General features: G+C 71.1%; 14 protein-coding genes and 1 tRNA gene. 1 reads left to right on the top strand and 14 read right to left on the bottom strand.

The genetic code is table 11. The features are described from left to right. Positions 1-43: 43 nt before the first annotated feature. The 14 genes from ACWD0J_RS32570 to ACWD0J_RS32505 form a co-directional block, all read right to left on the bottom strand. Positions 44-1,303 (bottom strand): serine hydroxymethyltransferase, encoded by a 1,260-nt coding sequence (locus tag ACWD0J_RS32570; RefSeq protein WP_451499456.1) that lies wholly within the window; start codon positions 1,301-1,303, stop codon positions 44-46. A 68-nt stretch (positions 1,304-1,371) separates the two neighbouring features. Beyond that, positions 1,372-2,043 carry an arsenate reductase/protein-tyrosine-phosphatase family protein gene (locus ACWD0J_RS32565; protein WP_451499455.1) on the bottom strand — a complete coding sequence of 224 codons (672 nt, stop codon included), beginning with the start codon at positions 2,041-2,043 and terminating at the stop codon, positions 1,372-1,374. Further along, positions 2,040-2,687 carry an L-threonylcarbamoyladenylate synthase gene (locus ACWD0J_RS32560; protein WP_451499454.1) on the bottom strand — a complete coding sequence of 216 codons (648 nt, stop codon included), beginning with the start codon at positions 2,685-2,687 and terminating at the stop codon, positions 2,040-2,042. The genes ACWD0J_RS32565 and ACWD0J_RS32560 overlap by 4 nt, the downstream gene beginning before the upstream one ends. A gap of 52 nt (positions 2,688-2,739) precedes the next feature. Next, positions 2,740-3,579 carry a peptide chain release factor N(5)-glutamine methyltransferase gene (gene prmC, locus ACWD0J_RS32555; RefSeq protein ID WP_451499453.1) on the bottom strand — a complete coding sequence of 280 codons (840 nt, stop codon included), beginning with the start codon at positions 3,577-3,579 and terminating at the stop codon, positions 2,740-2,742. Positions 3,580-3,667: 88 nt separating this feature from the next. Beyond that, on the bottom strand, positions 3,668-4,744 hold the full coding sequence (gene prfA / locus ACWD0J_RS32550; protein ID WP_451499452.1) for a peptide chain release factor 1: 1,077 nt from the start codon (positions 4,742-4,744) through the stop codon (positions 3,668-3,670). 105 nt (positions 4,745-4,849) lie between these two features. Further along, positions 4,850-5,071: a 50S ribosomal protein L31 gene (gene rpmE, locus ACWD0J_RS32545; protein WP_451499451.1), complete on the bottom strand. Its 222-nt coding sequence runs from the start codon at positions 5,069-5,071 to the stop codon at positions 4,850-4,852. A 192-nt stretch (positions 5,072-5,263) separates the two neighbouring features. Continuing rightward, entirely contained in the window at positions 5,264-6,397 is a 1,134-nt protein-coding gene (locus tag ACWD0J_RS32540; RefSeq protein WP_451499450.1) for an LCP family protein, read from the bottom strand. A gap of 372 nt (positions 6,398-6,769) precedes the next feature. After that, complete coding sequence (gene rho, locus ACWD0J_RS32535) at positions 6,770-8,908, bottom strand: transcription termination factor Rho (RefSeq protein ID WP_451499449.1); 2,139 nt, start codon at positions 8,906-8,908, stop codon at positions 6,770-6,772. A 408-nt stretch (positions 8,909-9,316) separates the two neighbouring features. Further along, positions 9,317-10,246, bottom strand: coding sequence for a homoserine kinase (gene thrB, locus ACWD0J_RS32530; protein ID WP_451499448.1), 930 nt, complete (start codon positions 10,244-10,246; stop codon positions 9,317-9,319). 278 nt (positions 10,247-10,524) lie between these two features. After that, a complete protein-coding gene (thrC, locus tag ACWD0J_RS32525; RefSeq protein ID WP_451499447.1) occupies positions 10,525-11,583 on the bottom strand; it encodes a threonine synthase in 1,059 nt (352 codons plus the stop codon). Between the two features lie 6 nt (positions 11,584-11,589). Then, on the bottom strand, positions 11,590-12,882 hold the full coding sequence (locus tag ACWD0J_RS32520; protein WP_451499446.1) for a homoserine dehydrogenase: 1,293 nt from the start codon (positions 12,880-12,882) through the stop codon (positions 11,590-11,592). Between the two features lie 150 nt (positions 12,883-13,032). Beyond that, positions 13,033-14,424 (bottom strand): diaminopimelate decarboxylase, encoded by a 1,392-nt coding sequence (lysA, locus tag ACWD0J_RS32515; RefSeq protein WP_451499445.1) that lies wholly within the window; start codon positions 14,422-14,424, stop codon positions 13,033-13,035. Between the two features lie 29 nt (positions 14,425-14,453). Then, positions 14,454-15,611, bottom strand: a complete 1,158-nt coding sequence (nrtL, locus tag ACWD0J_RS32510) for an ArgS-related anticodon-binding protein NrtL (RefSeq protein WP_451499444.1) — start codon at positions 15,609-15,611, stop codon at positions 14,454-14,456. A 129-nt stretch (positions 15,612-15,740) separates the two neighbouring features. Then, entirely contained in the window at positions 15,741-16,289 is a 549-nt protein-coding gene (locus ACWD0J_RS32505) for a response regulator (RefSeq protein WP_451499443.1), read from the bottom strand. A gap of 159 nt (positions 16,290-16,448) precedes the next feature. On the opposite strand from ACWD0J_RS32505, the gene ACWD0J_RS32500 reads away from it, so the two are divergent. Further along, a tRNA-Arg gene (locus tag ACWD0J_RS32500) sits at positions 16,449-16,520 on the top strand. Positions 16,521-16,792: the final 272 nt, after the last annotated feature.

Here is a 16,792-nt window from a genome sequence, read left to right as displayed (position 1 = left end):
TGGTTGCACGTGTGGCTGTGCACGGATCGGCGCCTACCCCGGTTCAGCCGGGATACGGCGGGAATCTCCCGGCCAGCTCCCGCACTTCTTCACGTGCCTTCTGGTTCTCCACCTCACCCCTGAGCACCTGTCCGAACAGGACGGCGATCCGTGCCATCTCCACCTCCCGCATGCCCTGCGTGGTCACCGCGGCCGTCCCCAGGCGCAGGCCGCGGGCGTCGGTGTGCGGCAGCGCGCAGCAGTCCAGCACCATTCCGGCGGCGGCGAGCCGGCCGCGGGCGGTGCGTCCGTCGGCACCGAGCGGCGCCGGGTCGGCCGTCACCAGATGGGTGTCGGTCCCGCCGGTGGTGACGACGAGCCCCTCCGCGGCCAGCCCGGCCGCGAGCACCCGCGCGTTGGCGACCACCTGATGGGCGTACGCCGTGAACGCCGGTGTCGCCGCCTCGCCGAACGCGACCGCCTTGGCGGCGATGGTGTGCATCTGCGCACCGCCCTGGGTGAACGGGAAGACGGCCCGGTCGACCCGTTCGGCGAGGTCGGCGCCGCACAGGAGCATTCCGCCGCGCGGCCCGCGCAGCACCTTGTGCGTGGTGGCGCACACGATGTCGGCGTACGGCACCGGGCTGGGCGCCGCTCCCCCGGCGACGAGCCCGATGCAGTGCGCGGCGTCGGCGATGAGATACGCGCCCACCTCGTCGGCGACCTCGCGGAAGAAGGCGTGGTCGATGTGGCGGGGGTAGGCGATGGACCCGCACACGATCGCCTTGGGCCGGTGTGCGCGGGCGAGGGCGCGCACCTGGTCGTACTCGATGAGCCCGGTCTCCGCGTCCACCCCGTATCCGACGAAGTCGAACCAGCGGCCGGAGAAGTTGGCGGGCGAGCCGTGCGTGAGGTGACCGCCGTAGGGCAGGCCGAGGGCGAGGACGGTGTCGCCGGGCCGCAGCAGGGCGGCGTACGCGGCCAGCACGGCCGACGACCCGGAGTGGGCCTGGACGTTGGCGTGTTCGGCCCCGAACAGGGCCTTGGCCCGTTCCACGGCGATCCGCTCGGCCACGTCGACGATCTCGCAGCCGCCGTGGTACCGGGCTCCCGGATACCCCTCCGCGTACTTGTTCGCGAGCGGCGAGCCGAGGGCGGCCAGCACGGCCGGGGAGGTGAAGTTCTCGGCGGCGACGAGTTGCAGCGTCGTCGCCTGCCGGTCGGCTTCCCCGAGCAGGATCTCGGCCAGCTCGGGGTCCTGCCGACGCAGCACATCGACGGTCTCGACGGTCTCTACGGTCTCGGGGGCATGGGTGACCGACATGGCGAACTCCGGGCGTCGACGGTGACGTACGTCCAATGTAGGCCCGGGACGGATGGGGTGCTCGGTTGTTACGTCCTTGCGGGGACGCCGGTGAGCGCGGTGACGACGGGATCCAGCGCCTGGTGTATCTCGTCCCCGATCGACCGGAAGAACGGCAGCGGCGCCCCGTAGGGGTCGTACACCTCGTCCGCCTCGGCGGTCGGGGCCAGCAGCCACCCGCGCAGCGCGGCGGCGGCGCGGACCAGCGCCCGCGCGCGGGCGACGACGCCGTCCTCCAGGGGTGGCAGGGTCGCGGGGTCTATCGCCTTCACCAGGCGGGTGAACTCCTTCAGGGTGAAGGTGCGCAGCCCCGCCGAGTGGCCCATGGAGATGACCTGGGCGCGGTGGTCGCGGGTGGCCGTCAGGACCAGGTCGGCCATGATGACGTGCTCGTCGAGGAGCTCGCGGCCGGTGAAGCCGGAGGCGTCCGCGCCGAAGTCGGCCAGCACGGTCTCCGCGTTGGCCTCCATGGGCGCGCCCTCGTGGCCCCAGGTGCCGGCGCTCTCCACGATCATCCCGCCCCACAGGGGGTCTCCGAGCCGTTCCGCCAGGGCGTGCCGGGTCAGCCGCTCGGTGATCGGCGAGCGGCACACGTTGCCGGTGCTGACGTGGAGGATGCGGAAGCTGTCACGCGGGAGCCCTGTGAAGGTCCGCGTCTCTTCCCCGTCCCATATGCCACGCCCCGCGTCAGGGGCCGTCAATTCGCCACCTCGAGGTCGGGTACGACCTTCCTGAGCTCCTCCGCGGAGAGCGCGCCCGCACGCAGCAGCAGCGGCACCTCGCGGGTGACGTCGACGATCGAGGACGGGACGTTGCCGGGGGTGGGCCCGCCGTCCAGGTAGACCGACACCGAGTCGCCGAGCATCTCCTGGGCCGCGTCACAGTCCTCCGGCGCGGGGTGGCCCGTCAGGTTCGCGGAGGAGACCGCCATCGGGCCGACCTCGGTCAGCAGCTCGATGGCGACCGGGTGCAGCGGCATCCGGACGGCGACCGTGCCCCGGGTGTCGCCCAGGTCCCACTGGAGCGACGGCTGGTGCCTGGCGACCAGGGTGAGCGCGCCCGGCCAGAACGCATCGACGAGTTCCCAGGCCAGCTCGGAGAAGTCCGTGACGAGGCCGTGCAGCGTGTTCGGGGAGCCGATGAGGACGGGGGTGGGCATGTTGCGGCCCCGGCCCTTGGCCTCCAGCAGGTCGTGCACCGCTTCCGGGGAGAACGCGTCGGCGCCGATGCCGTACACCGTGTCGGTCGGCAGCACCACGAGCTCGCCACGGCGGACGGCGGACGCGGCTTCGCGCAGACCGGTCGAGCGGTCGGTCGCGTCGTTGGTGTCGTATCGCCGTGCCATGTCTAGCGGGCCTCCTCGTACACGTACTTCGGGGAAACAGTCTGCGGGGCGCTCACGGCGTCGCCTTGCGGGCCGTCGCGAAGCGCGGGCGGTTGTTGAGGTCGGGGTGGTCGGCCGCGTCGGCCCAGCCCCGCTCCTCGGTGAAGATCCACGGCACCTGGCCGCCCTGGGTGTCGGCGTGCTCGATGACGACGACCCCGCCGGGGCGCAGGAGACGGTGTGCGGTGCGTTCGATGCCCCGGATCAGGTCGAGGCCGTCCTCGCCCGAGAACAGGGCGAGCTGGGGGTCGTAGTCCCGCGCCTCGGGAGCGACGTACTCCCATTCGGTGAGCGGGATGTACGGCGGGTTGGAGATGACCAGGTCGATCTGGCCGTCGAGGTCCGGGAAGGCGTCCAGGGCGTTGCCCTGCCGCAGGTCGACCCGGGAGCCCTCCATGTTCTTGCGGGTCCACACCAGGGCGTCCTCGGACAGCTCCACGGCGTGCACCCGGGAGCGCGGGACCTCCTGGGCGAGGGCGAGCGCGATGGCGCCGGAGCCGGTGCACAGGTCGACGATCGACGGCTCCACCACGTCCATCGCGCGGACGGCGTCTATGGCCCAGCCGACGACCGACTCCGTCTCGGGACGGGGCACGAACACCCCGGGCCCGACCTGGAGTTCCAGGTAGCGGAAGAAGGCCCGCCCGGTGATGTGCTGCAACGGCTCGCGCTGCTCACGCCGGGCGATGACCTCCCAGTAGCGGGCGTCGAAGTCCGCGTCCTTCACGGAGTGCAGCTCGCCCCGCTTCACGCCGTGCACGAACGCGGCGAGCTCCTCCGCGTCGTTGCGCGGCGAGGGCACGCCGGCGTCGGCCAGCCGCTGGGTGGCCTGAGCTACCTCAGCGAGCAGCACACCTCGGGGGTTCGGGGGTCGCCCCCCAAATGATTGCTGCACGCAAGTCCTCCGTGTCGTCCTCGTGCGTGGGTACGTCCTTGCGCGCTTACGCGACCGCCAGCTTCGCCGCCGAGTCCGCGTCGACGCAGGCCTGGATCACCGCGTCGAGGTCGCCGTCCAGGACCTGGTCCAGGTTGTACGCCTTGAAGCCGACCCGGTGGTCCGAGATGCGGTTCTCCGGGAAGTTGTACGTGCGGATCTTCTCGGAGCGGTCGACCGTGCGGACCTGGCTGCGGCGGGCGTCGGCGGCTTCCTTCTCCGCCTCCTCCTGCGCCGCGGCGAGCAGCCTGGAGCGCAGGATACGCATCGCCTGCTCCTTGTTCTGCAGCTGGCTCTTCTCGTTCTGGCAGGAGGCGACGACTCCGGTCGGGATGTGTGTGATGCGCACGGCGGAGTCGGTGGTGTTGACGGACTGGCCGCCGGGCCCGGAGGAGCGGTACACGTCGATGCGCAGGTCGTTCGCGTTGATCTCGACGTCGACCTCCTCCGCCTCGGGCGTCACGAGGACACCGGCCGCCGAGGTGTGGATACGGCCCTGGGACTCCGTGGCCGGCACCCGCTGCACGCGGTGCACGCCGCCCTCGTACTTCAGGCGGGCCCACACGCCCTGGCCGGGTTCGGTGGCACCCTGGCCGCCCTTGGTCTTCACGGCGACCTGGACGTCCTTGTAGCCGCCCAGCTCGGACTCGGTGGCGTCGATGATCTCGGTCTTCCAGCCGACGCGCTCCGCGTAGCGCAGGTACATCCGCAGCAGGTCGCCGGCGAACAGGGCCGACTCGTCGCCGCCCGCGCCCGCCTTGACCTCCAGGATGACGTCCTTGTCGTCGTTGGGGTCGCGCGGGACGAGCAGCAGACGCAGCTTCTCCGTCAGCTCCTCGCGCTGCCTCTCCAGCTCCTTGACCTCGGCGGCGAAATCGGGGTCCACGGCGGCGTACTCACGCCCGGTCTCGATGTCGTCGCCGGTCTGCTTCCAGGAGCGGTACGTGGCGACGATCGGGGTGAGCTCGGCGTACCGCTTGTTCAGCTTGCGCGCGTTGGCCTGGTCGGAGTGGACCGAGGGGTCGGCGAGCTTCGTCTCCAGTTCGGCGTGCTCGGCGACGAGTTCCTCGACGGCCTCGAACATCTTTCGGCTCCTGTACTGCGGGAAGGGGAGGACGGGCGACCAAAAACGCCGGTCCCGGTGCGCCCGGGAAAGGGGCGCGACCGTGGACCGGCGAAATGGGGCTCGCTACTTCTTGGAGCCGGCAGCCTTGCCGAAGCGGGCCTCGAAGCGGGCCACGCGGCCACCGGTGTCGAGGATCTTCTGCTTGCCCGTGTAGAACGGGTGGCACTCGGAGCACACGTCGGCACGGATCGCGCCGCCCTCGATGGTGCTGCGGGTGGTGAACGACGCGCCACAGGTGCAGCTGACCTGCGTCTCGACGTACGTGGGGTGGATGTCGCGCTTCAAGGTGTCTCCTAGTTTCGGGAGGGCGCCGGGTCGCAGCCGCGGGATGCGGGAGCGTGAACCGGAGCCGACGTACCAGTCTGCCAGGACTGGTGCCATCCACCCAAACCGGGGGCCGGGGTGATCTATTCCCGCAGGCCGGTGCACCCCGGCCGCGCCCACGGAGCGCAGCCGGGGTGTCACGAAACACGCCCTCTAGCCGGCGCTGACCACGCCGTCGGCGTCGCCGGTGGCCGTGCCCTCGGTGGCCGACTCCGGAATCGCCTTGTCGTTCTTGAGGGCGGCCCACACCTGCTCGGCCTGGGTCTCCCGGACGATGACGCGGTTCGGGTTCGCCGGGTCGTACTGGACCGGCATGGTCACCATGTGCATGTCCGAGGAGCCGATGCCCTTGAGCCCGCTGGCGAAGGACATGAGCGAGTTGACCGAGCCGAGGTCGGAGTCGGTCGTCACGGTCTTGGTCGCGGTGCTGGCGAGGTCGTACAGCTTCTTGGGGTCGCCGAACAGGTCGACGCTCTTGACCTGGTTGATCAGCGCCTTCATGAAGGCCTGCTGGAGCTGGATGCGGCCGAGGTCGGAGCCGTCGCCGACGCCGTGCCGGGTGCGGACCAGGCCGAGGGCCTGCTCGCCGTCGAGCTGGTGCGTGCCGGCCTTCAGGTCGAGGTGGCTGTCGTCGTCCTTGATGTCCTTGGTGGTGGTGACCTCGACTCCGCCGAGTTCGTCGATGAGCTTCTGGAAGCCGCTGAAGTCGACCTCCAGATAGTGGTCCATGCGGACGCCGCTGAGGGACTCGACCGTCTTCACCGCGCAGGCGGCGCCGCCGGTGGTGTACGCGGAGTTGAACATCACGCCGGACGCGGCGTCGTGCGTGCCGCCCTTGGTGTCGGTGCACTCGGGCCGGTCGATGACGGTGTCGCGCGGGATGGAGACCACGCTGGCCTTCTTGTGGCCCTCGTAGACGTGCACGACCATCGCGGTGTCGGAGCGGGCGCTGCCGTCGTCGGGGCCGCCGCCGAGCTTCTGGTTGCTGCCGGAGCGGGTGTCCGAGCCGAGGACGAGGATGTTCTCGGAGCCGTTGTCGACCTTGACGGGCCGGTCGGTGCCGAGGGCGGAGTCGATGTCGACGCTCTTGATGTTGCTGTTGAGCCTGAAGTACAGGAACCCGGCACCGGTGCCGCCCAGGACGACGATGCCCGCCGCGGTCCAGGCCATGATCAGGAAGCCCTTGCCCCGGCCCGGGGGCTTGCGGCGGCTGCCTTTGACGCGATGGCGCCCGGTGGTGCCGGACTCACCCGGTATGGCGGGCTCCGGCGTGCTCTCGGCGGACATGTGCTCCTCGAATCCCGTCCGGTCGGATACCCCCTGCTTTCAGGGTCAGGCGCGGTCGCGACGGACCAGTACCGCTCCATCGTCACTCCGCCGAGTCAGACGGCGGAACCCGGGAAAGGGTTGCACGACGAGCTGTGGTCCTTCTGTGCGTCACCGGCCACGGTGCGTCATGGCCCCTTCCGGACACACGGCGTTCACCAGCGGTTTCAGCCACAGTCGCGGTATGGCCGGACCTCGACCCCGGCGGCGCCCCTTGTGGCCGACATCTCGCTGCCGCCCGTGACGGCCATGTCGGCAACCGCCCTCCGTGCGGCAGGAAGGGCCGCCCCGTGAACGGGGCGGCCCTCAGTGCCACAAGAGGTTCAGCGGCGACTAGTCACCGTTTCCCGGCGTCGGCGTCGTCTTCTGGATCTGCAGCAGGAACTCGGCGTTCGACTTCGTCTGCCGCATTTTGTCGAGCAGCAGCTCGATCGCCTGCTGCTGGTCGAGCGCGTGCAGCACGCGACGCAGCTTCCAGGTGATGGCGAGTTCGTCGCTGCCGAGCAGGAGCTCTTCCTTACGGGTACCGGACGCGTCCACGTCCACCGCCGGGAAGACACGCTTGTCGGCGAGCTTCCGGTCGAGCTTGAGCTCGGCGTTGCCGGTGCCCTTGAACTCCTCGAAGATGACCTCGTCCATGCGGGACCCGGTGTCCACCAGCGCGGTGGCGAGGATGGTCAGCGAGCCGCCGTCCTCGATGTTGCGGGCCGCACCGAAGAAGCGCTTCGGCGGGTACAGGGCGGTCGAGTCGACACCACCGGACAGGATGCGGCCGGAGGCGGGCGCGGCGAGGTTGTACGCACGGCCCAGACGCGTGATCGAGTCGAGCAGCACGACCACGTCGTGGCCCAGCTCCACCAGCCGCTTGGCGCGCTCGATGGCGAGCTCGGCGACCGTGGTGTGGTCCTCGGCCGGGCGGTCGAAGGTCGAGGAGATGACCTCGCCCTTGACCGACCGCTGCATGTCGGTGACCTCTTCCGGACGCTCGTCGACCAGGACGACCATCAGGTGGCACTCGGGGTTGTTGTGCGTGATCGCGTTGGCGATGGCCTGCATGATCATGGTCTTGCCGGTCTTCGGCGGGGCCACGATCAGACCGCGCTGGCCCTTACCGATCGGCGCGACGAGGTCGATGATGCGGGTGGTGAGGATGCCCGGGTCCGTCTCCAGGCGGAGGCGGTCCTGCGGGTACAGCGGCGTCAGCTTGTTGAACTCCGGCCGCCCGCGCCCGGATTCGGGCGCCATGCCGTTCTGGGAGTCCAGGCGGACCAGCGCGTTGAACTTCTCGCGGCGCTCGCCGTCCTTGGGCTGACGGACCGCGCCGGTGACGTGGTCGCCCTTGCGCAGGCCGTTCTTGCGGACCTGGGCGAGCGAGACGTACACGTCGTTGGGGCCCGGCAGGTAGCCCGACGTCCGGATGAAGGCGTAGTTGTCGAGGATGTCGAGGATGCCCGCGACGGGGATCAGGACGTCGTCATCGGCGACCTGCGGCTCGTTGGGGCCGAACTCCTCGCGGCCACGACGGCCACGACGGTCCCGGTAACGGCCGCGCCGGCCGCGCCGGCCGCCCTCGAAGTCGTCGTCGTCCTGCGGACCGTTGTCCCGCTGGCGGTCCTGGCGGTCCTGCCGGTCCTGACGGCCGCCGCTCTGCTGCTGGCGGTCCTGACGCTGCTGGCCGCCACCCTGGCCGCCCTGCTGGTCGTCGCCCTTGCGGCGCTCACCTCGGTCGCCACGGTCCCCGCGCTCGGCACGGTCACCGCGCTCGGCACGGTCACCGCGCTCGGCACGGTCGCCCCGCTCGGCACGGTCACGGCCGCGCTCACGGCGGTCGCGGCGGCGGCCCTCGGCGCCGTCACCGGCGTCGCCCTGCGGCTGCGCCTGTCCGGACGTCTCGGCCTTCGCCTCGGTCTTCGGCTCGGCGATGAGCGTCTCGGGGCTGCCGGCCTCGGCGGTGGCACGGCGGCGGCGGCGCTCCCCGGGAGCGTCGTCTCCCCCGCGCTCGGCCTCTCCCGCGCGGGAGGTGCCCCCATCGCGGGACGGGCCTCCGGCCGGCTGGCCGGGAATCTCGATCTGCTGCTGCGCCACGGCCTTCTCGGCGGGGGCCTCGGCCTTGGCGGCCGCCTTCTTCTCCGCGGCGGGAGCGGCGTCGTCGCCGGTCCGGGCCTTGGAGGTGGCCCGGCGCTTCGGCTTGGTCTCGGTGGCGTCGGCCTTGGCGGCCGGGGCGGCCTGGGGGGCGCCCCCGGCCTGCGCCTCCTTGATGACCTCGATCAGCTGGCTCTTGCGCATGCGCGCGGTGCCCCTGATGCCGAGGCCGGATGCGACCTGCTGCAGCTCGGCCAGCACCATGCCCTCGAGGCCGGTACCGCGGCGCCGCCGGGAGCCGGCACCGGTGGCAGGCGCGGAGGCGTCCGTGGAGGGCGCGGCAGCGGTCTCCTCGACACGTGCGCCCATCAGATCGGTGGTGTCGCTCACGAAGGGTCCTTCCCTGGAGCGGACGTCGGCCTGTCTGGCTCGGCGACCGGTTGTGCTGTCCGGCTTCGGTCCTTGCTGTGTGGACCGTGCCGGGGCGGTGGTCCGCCTAAGCGGCGGAGGAATGTGGTGACGGCGCTTCCCGAAGCAGTGGCACTGAGTGTCCGTGTCACGTGGCTTGGTCGCACCGGTTCCGGAGCGTGCCCGGCACGTCGCTCAGTGCTGGCGTACGACGTACTGCTCGCGTACGACGTACAGAACACAGTGCGGCTTGGGAGGCTCCCGGAAGAATGTCTGTCCCGGACGGGGACACGAAGCACCTCGCCATGGTGGGGTCGGGTGCAGACTTGAGGTTAACACTACCGGATCCAACAAACATTCCCCCTCTCGAAATCCGGCAACCGCCGGCTTTCACATGTCACTGGAGGCCGCGAGCGGAAGCACGCTCGCCCCTTGGGCGTCGAAGGCCAGCCGGTTGGCGGCCCAGCCCTCGCCCGCCAGATGGGCGACCTTGTCGGCGCTTTCCTCGTCGACGAGGGCCAGCACCGTGGGTCCCGCTCCGGAGATCACCGCCGGGACTCCGTCGGCCCGCAGCCGTTCCACCAGCGCTGCGCTCTCCGGCATGGCGGGGGCGCGGTACTCCTGGTGGAGCCGGTCCTCGGTGGCGGGCAGCAGCAGTTCGGGGCGGCGGGTGAGGGCCTCGACGAGCAGGGCGGCGCGGCCGGCGTTGGCGGCCGCGTCGACGTGCGGCACGGTGCGCGGGAGCAGTCCGCGCGCGGTCTCCGTCAGGACCGGCTTGCCGGGCACGAAAACCACCGGAACGATGGAACCGACGGGCTCCATCCTGATCGCCCGCGCCGCTCCGGCCTCCATCCAGGAGAGGGTGAAGCCGCCGAGCAGACAGGCCGCCACGTTGTCGGGGTGGCCCTCGATCTCGGTGGCGAGCTCCAGCAGCGCGGCGTCGTCGAGCCGGGAGTCGCCGCCTATGGTCACGGCGCGCGCGGCGACGATGCCGGCGCAGATGGCGGCCGAGGAGGAGCCCAGGCCCCGGCCGTGCGGGATGCGGTTCGCGCAGACGATCTCCAGGCCGCGCGGCTGTCCGCCCAGCAGATCGAAGGCGGTCCGCAGGGACCGTACGAGAAGGTGGTTCTCGTCCCGCGGGAGCGTCTCGCTGCCCTCACCCGCGATGTCGATGTGCAGCCCGGAGTCGGCCACCCGGACGACCACGTCGTCGTAGAGCCCCAGCGACAGGCCGAGGGCGTCGAAGCCCGGGCCGAGGTTGGCGCTGGTGGCGGGGGTGCGCACCCGGACGGCGGCGGCACGGAAAGCTGGACCGGCCATCGCTCGATGACTCTCCTTGAGCTGCGTGATCGTCGAAGACGTTCGATACGTACGGGAGGCCCCGGGGCCTTCTGGGACCCCTGGGACCGCTTCCGGGCCGCGGAGACGGCGCGGCACCCGGCCATATGCGAGGGCATATGCGGCGGGCGGGTTCGGTACAGCCTATCGAAGGAAGGTTCTGTGGCGACATAGGGCGCACAGGCGGCGCACGATGCGTGTCGTAAGCCCCCTGTGCACCCCTCCTGGGGATTCCCCCGTCGGGCCCGGGTTATGCCTGGTCAGACCAGGCCGAGGCGCTCGGCCGCGGTCGCCGCGTCGACCGGGACGGTGACCGGCTGCGGAGCGCCGGCGACGGCCCAGTCGGGGTCCTTGAGGCCGTTGCCGGTGACCGTGCACACGATCCGCTGCCCCGGGTCGACCTTGCCCTGCTCGGCCGCCTTCAGCAGACCGGCGACGGACGCGGCGGACGCGGGCTCGACGAAGACACCCTCCTGCGCGGCCAACAGCCGGTAGGCGCGCAGGATCTCACGGTCCGTCACCTCGTCGATGAAGCCGCCCGACTCGTCGCGCGCGGCCAGGGCGTACTGCCAGGACGCGGGGTTGCCGATGCGGATCGCGGTGGCGATGGTCGACGGGTCCTTGACGACCTCGCCGCGCACGATCGGGGCGCTGCCGGATGCCTGGAAGCCCCACATGCGGGGGGTGTGCGCGGCGATGCCGTCGGCGGCGTACTCCGTGTAGCCCTTCCAGTACGCGGTGATGTTGCCCGCGTTGCCCACCGGCAGGACGTGGATGTCGGGGGCGTCCCCGAGCATGTCCACGATCTCGAACGCGGCCGTCTTCTGGCCCTCGATGCGTACCGGGTTGACCGAATTGACCAGCGCCACGGGGTAGTTGTCGCTCAGCGCGCGGGCGAGGGTGAGGCAGTCGTCGAAGTTGCCGTCGACCTGGAGGATCTTGGCGCCGTGCACGAGCGCCTGGCCCATCTTGCCGAGCGCGATCTTGCCCTGCGGGACGAGAACGGCGCACACCATGCCGGCGCGCACGGCGTACGCGGCGGCGCTCGCGGACGTGTTGCCGGTGGAGGCGCAGATGACCGCCTTCGCGCCCTCCTCCTTGGCCCGCGTGATCGCCATGGTCATTCCGCGGTCCTTGAAGGACCCGGTGGGGTTGGCACCCTCCACCTTGAGGTGGACCTCGCAGCCGGTGCGCTCGGAGAGCACCTGCGCGGGCACGAGGGGCGTGCCGCCCTCGCGGAGCGTCACGACCGTCGTGGTGTCGGACACCGGCAGCCGCTCCCGGTACTCCTCGATGATTCCGCGCCACTGGTGGGTCATTGCTGGTTACTCTCCTTCAACCCGCATGATGCTGGCGACACCACGCACGGTGTCGAGATTGCGCAACGCCTCGACGACGCCGCCCAGGGCGGCGTCGGACGCGCGGTGCGTGACGACGACGAGGGAGGCCTCGCCGTCCTTCCCCTGCTGCCGAACCGTGTCGATCGACACGCCGTGCTCGGCGAACACGGTGGCCACCTGGGCGAGAACGCCCGGTTTGTCGGCCACGTCGAGGCTGATGTGGTAGCGCGTGACGACATCGCCCATGCCCGACACGGGCAGCGCGGTGTACGCCGACTCGCCGGGCCCGGTGGAGCCGTTGAGCCGGTTGCGGCAGACGGCCACGAGGTCGCCGAGCACCGCGGAGGCGGTGGGGGCGCCGCCGGCGCCCGGCCCGTAGAACATCAGCTGGCCGGAGGCGTCGGACTCCACGAAGACCGCGTTGTACGCGCCGCGCACCGAGGCGAGCGGGTGGGACAGCGGGATCATCGCCGGGTGCACGCGCGCGGTGACGGAGGCGCCGTCCGCGGCCCGCTCGCAGATGGCGAGGAGCTTGATGGTGCAGCCCATCTCCCTGGCGGAGGCGAAGTCGGCCGCCGTCACCTCGGTCATGCCCTCACGGTAGACGTCGTCGAGGCGCACGCGCGTGTGGAACGCGATCCCGGCGAGGATGGCGGCCTTGGCGGCGGCGTCGAACCCCTCGACGTCGGCGGTCGGGTCCGCCTCGGCATACCCGAGGGCGGTGGCCTCGTCGAGGGCTTCCTGGTATCCCGCCCCCGTGCTGTCCATCTTGTCGAGGATGAAGTTGGTCGTCCCGTTGACGATGCCGAGCACCCGGTTGACCTTGTCGCCGGCGAGGGACTCGCGCAGCGGGCGGATCAGCGGGATCGCACCGGCGACGGCGGCCTCGTAGTAGAGGTCCGCGTCGTGCTCCTCGGCGGCGGCGTGCAGGGCCGCGCCGTCCTGGGCGAGCAGCGCCTTGTTGGCGGAGACGACGGAGGCGCCGTACTCGAAGGCGGTGGTGATGAGGGCACGAGCGGGCTCGATCCCGCCGATGACCTCCACCACCACGTCGATGTCGCCGCGTTTGACGAGGGCGGTGGCGTCGGTGGTGACCAGGCCCGGGTCGATGCCGTCACGGACCTTGCCGGGCCGCCGGACGGCCACGCCCGCGAGCTCCACCGGGGCGCCGATGCGGGCGGCGAGGTCGTCGGCGTGCGTCGTCATGATGCGCGCCACCTCTGAGCCGACCACTCCACAGCCCAGCAGCGCCACCTTCAGCGGACGCGTACGCATCATCCGACCTCGTTTCCTCATACCGTCTACGGTTGGACCAGTCTCACTCACCGGACGGGACTTTCTGCCCCATGTCCGGATCGTGAGACATCGATTTCATCAGTACACGGCCGGAAGACAGGAGATCTTCCACACCGCTTTCCCGGGCGCCGTTCACCCGACGTCGAGGCGGAGAAGGTCCTCCTCCGTCTCCCGGCGGACGATCACCCGGGAGATCCCGTCGCGGACCGCGACGACCGGCGGACGCAGCACGTGGTTGTAGTTGCTGGCCATGGACCGGCAGTACGCGCCGGTGGCCGGTACGGCGATGAGGTCCCCCGGTGCCAGGTCGGCCGGCAGGAACGCGTCCTTCACCACGATGTCACCGCTCTCGCAGTGCTTGCCGACGACGCGGGCGAGCATCGGCGCGGCGTCGCTCGTCCGGGACACCAGGGCCACGCTGTACTCGGCGTCGTACAACGCCGTACGGATGTTGTCGGACATGCCGCCGTCGACGGAGACGTACGTCCGCAGTCCGTCGAGGGGCTTGATGGTGCCCACCTCGTACAGCGTGAAGGCGGTCGGCCCGACGATGGCGCGGCCGGGCTCGACGGAGATACGGGGGGTGCGCAGCCTGGCGGCCTCGCACTCCCGGGTGACGATCTCGGTCAGGGCCTTGGCGATGTCGTGCGGCTCGCGGGGATCGTCGTCACTCGTGTAGGCGATGCCCAGGCCGCCGCCGAGGTCGATCTCGGGCAGCTCGACGCCGTGCTCGTCCCGGATGTCCTTCAGCAGCCCGACGACCCGGTGGGCGGCGACCTCGAAGCCGGACATGTCGAAGATCTGCGACCCGATGTGGCTGTGGATCCCGATCAGTTCCAGCCCGTCCAGCTGAAGCGCGCGCCGTACGGCCTCGGCGGCCTGACCGCCGGCGAGCGGAAGGCCGAACTTCTGGTCCTCGTGGGCGGTGGCGATGAACTCGTGCGTGTGCGCCTCGACGCCGACGGTGACGCGGATCTGGACGCGCTGCCGCTTGCCGAGGGACTGCGCGATGTGCGCGACGCGGACGATCTCCTGGAAGGAGTCGAGCACGATGCGTCCGACACCGGTCCGGACGGCCCGCTCGATCTCCTCCGTGGACTTGTTGTTGCCGTGGAAGGCGATGCGGTCGGCGGGCATGCCGGCGGAGAGGGCGGTGGCGAGCTCGCCGCCGGAGCAGACGTCGAGGTTGAGCCCCTCCTCGTGCAGCCAGCGCACGACGGCCCGGGAGAGGAAGGCCTTGCCGGCGTAGAAGACGTCGGCGTCGTGCCCGAAGGCGGTCCGCCAGGCCCGGGCCCGGGACCGGAAGTCGGCCTCGTCGATGACGTAGGCGGGGGTGCCGTGCTGTTCGGCGAGGGTCTTCACGTCGAGGCCGCCGACGGTGACGACACCGTCGGCGTCCCGGCCGACGGTCTGGGCCCACACCTTCGGGTCGAGGGTGTTGAGGTCGGCCGGCGGGGCGGAGTAGTGCCCCTCGGGGAGCACATCGGCGTGACGGGGCCCGGCGGGGTGTGCGGAACGGCTCATGACTTCTCTCGGGCTCTCTGTGCGCTGTCTCAGAGGTGGTCGGGTGCGTCGATGCCGAGCAGGGACAGGCCGCCGGCCAGCACCGCCCCGGCGGCTTCGGCAAGAGCCAGCCGGGCACGGTGGGCGGCCGAGGGTTTCTCCTCGCCGCGCGGAAGAACAGCGGGAAGGAAGGGAAGGACGGCATCGGCGACGGTGACGAGGTGCCGGGCCAGACGGTCGGGGGCGTGCTGGGTCGCGGCGAGGGCGAGGACGCGCGGATGATCGGCGAGAACACCGAGGAGGCCGTCCCGCACATCCGCGTCCACGTCACCGGGTTCGGCGTGGAACCCCAGGTCGGCGGCGTTGCGAGCGAGGGCCCGGGTACGGGCATGGGCGTACCGCACCCGGAAGAGCGGGTTGCTCTCCCGCTGGACGAGGTGCTCGCCGGTCATCCGGGGCCGGTCGTGAGCGGCGGGGTGGAGGAGGGCCCAGCGGGTGGCGTCGGGGCTGCCTGGTCGAGGTGCGGGTGCGGGCGTGCGTTCACCTGGGGGTGCGGGCGGGGCGGGGGCCGCCGGTACGGGCCGTATGTGGACGTCGACGTGACCGTGGCTGTCGCCGTTGCCGTTGCCGTTGCCGTGACTGTTGCCGTCGCCGTTGCCTTCCAGCGGGGTGGGTGCGCCGGGCCTGCCGTACGCGTCCACCCGCACTCCGAGGAGGTCCACCCACTCCGGCTCGGGGCGCGCCTCGCAGCTGGTGCGCACGAGCGCCCCCTGGGAGCGCAGCAGCCGGGCGACGACGTCCATGACCACCACGGCCCGGACCTCGTGGGGGGCGTGCAGCCGAACGACCTGTCCGGTGGGCCCGTCGGCGTGTCCGTACCGCTGTCCACGCCGCAGGATCTCCCCGACCAGGGCAGCGGACGGGGAACTGCGCAGGCTGATGTTGAGAAACCCGGGCCCGGTGACGGCGACGTCGAGGACGCCGTCCGCGTCCGCGAGACGGGACCGCAGGATCTCGGCGACCTGTCGTGGCGGCTGCCCGGCCGCGCGGGCGAGCTGCAGGGCGATGGTGGTGGCGTAGTCACCACACCCACCGGGTCCGGGCACGGTCACCACGGCCCGCTCCGGAACGGTCACGCTGAGCTCCCCCACGTCGACAGCCCGACGCACCGCGCACAGCACGGTACGGGAGAGCTCGACGGGGGTCACGGGACAAGCGTAGGCGAGGAGGGGGGTGGGTAAGCGAACCGGTTTGGGCAGGGTCCGGGATGTGGACGGGTGGGGTGCGGAGCGGGTGGAGCGGGCGGGAGCGGAGCCAAGGGAAGCCCGTGGGGTGGGTCAGCCGCCGGCGTACCCGGCCCGCTCGGCCTCTCCAGCCCCGAGGATGCCGTCGAACGCCGACTCCTCCTCGGCCTCAACGGCTGCCCCGCCGCCCGTCTCCGCCTCCCTTCCCTTCCCGCTCTCCTCGATCAACTTCCGCACGAGGCGCACGAGTTCGGCGGGCTCGAAGGGCTTGGCGAGGAAGGCGTCGACGCCGACGTGGAGGCCTGCCTCGACCTCGAACTGCGTACAGGCGCTGATGATGGCGAGGGGAAGATGGCTGGTTCGCGGATCGCTCCGCAGTCGGGCGGCGGTCCGGAGCCCGTCGAGCCGAGGCATGACGACATCGAGGGTGACCATGTCGGGCCGCACCTGATGAACGACATCCAGACACTCGGCACCATCGGCCGCGGTCACCACCTCGAAGCCCTCCAGCTCGAGATTGACCCTGATCAGCTGCCGGATGACCTTGTTGTCGTCCACAACAAGCACCCGGCCAGAGGCGCCTGGCACAACTCGAGAGTAGGTCGGGACCGGCCACCGCGTCCGGGTTTTCCCCACTTCCACCCCGTGCGGGCGACCTTCCCCCTCCCAGGAAGGCGTCGAGCCACCCTGCACCGACCTCACGCACCTGCCCCCGACCTTGCTAAACCCGTTCATGAACACCCCGAGGGAGCTGGTAGTGTTCTACCCGTCGCCGCGAGCAAGAAGCTCCGCGCCCGACACGCCCCCGTAGCTCAGGGGATAGAGCAACGGCCTCCGGAGCCGTGTGCGCAGGTTCGAATCCTGCCGGGGGCACTTCGCACGAGGTGCCCAAAGACCCCGCCACCAGCGCTTTCGCTGAGGACGGGGTCTTGGCGTATGTGCAGCCGGATGCAGCCCGAAGCGGTCGCATGTCGAGGTCTGTGGACGAGGCGTGGACGGGATCTTGGAGCATCGCCGCAGGTCGCCGACTGCTTCCGACGACAGGGGCGACTAGGGCGCGTATCGAGTCGTGATCACGGGGGTGGTCCGGGTGAGATCTCTGATCCAGATCATTGAGGCCCGTAGATGAAGGCCGGCGAGGTAGC

It is taken from the genome of Streptomyces sp. NPDC003011 (genome assembly GCF_053591515.1).
The sequence above is the reverse complement of the archived record's forward strand: the minus strand, read 5'-3'. Positions and strand labels throughout refer to the sequence as shown.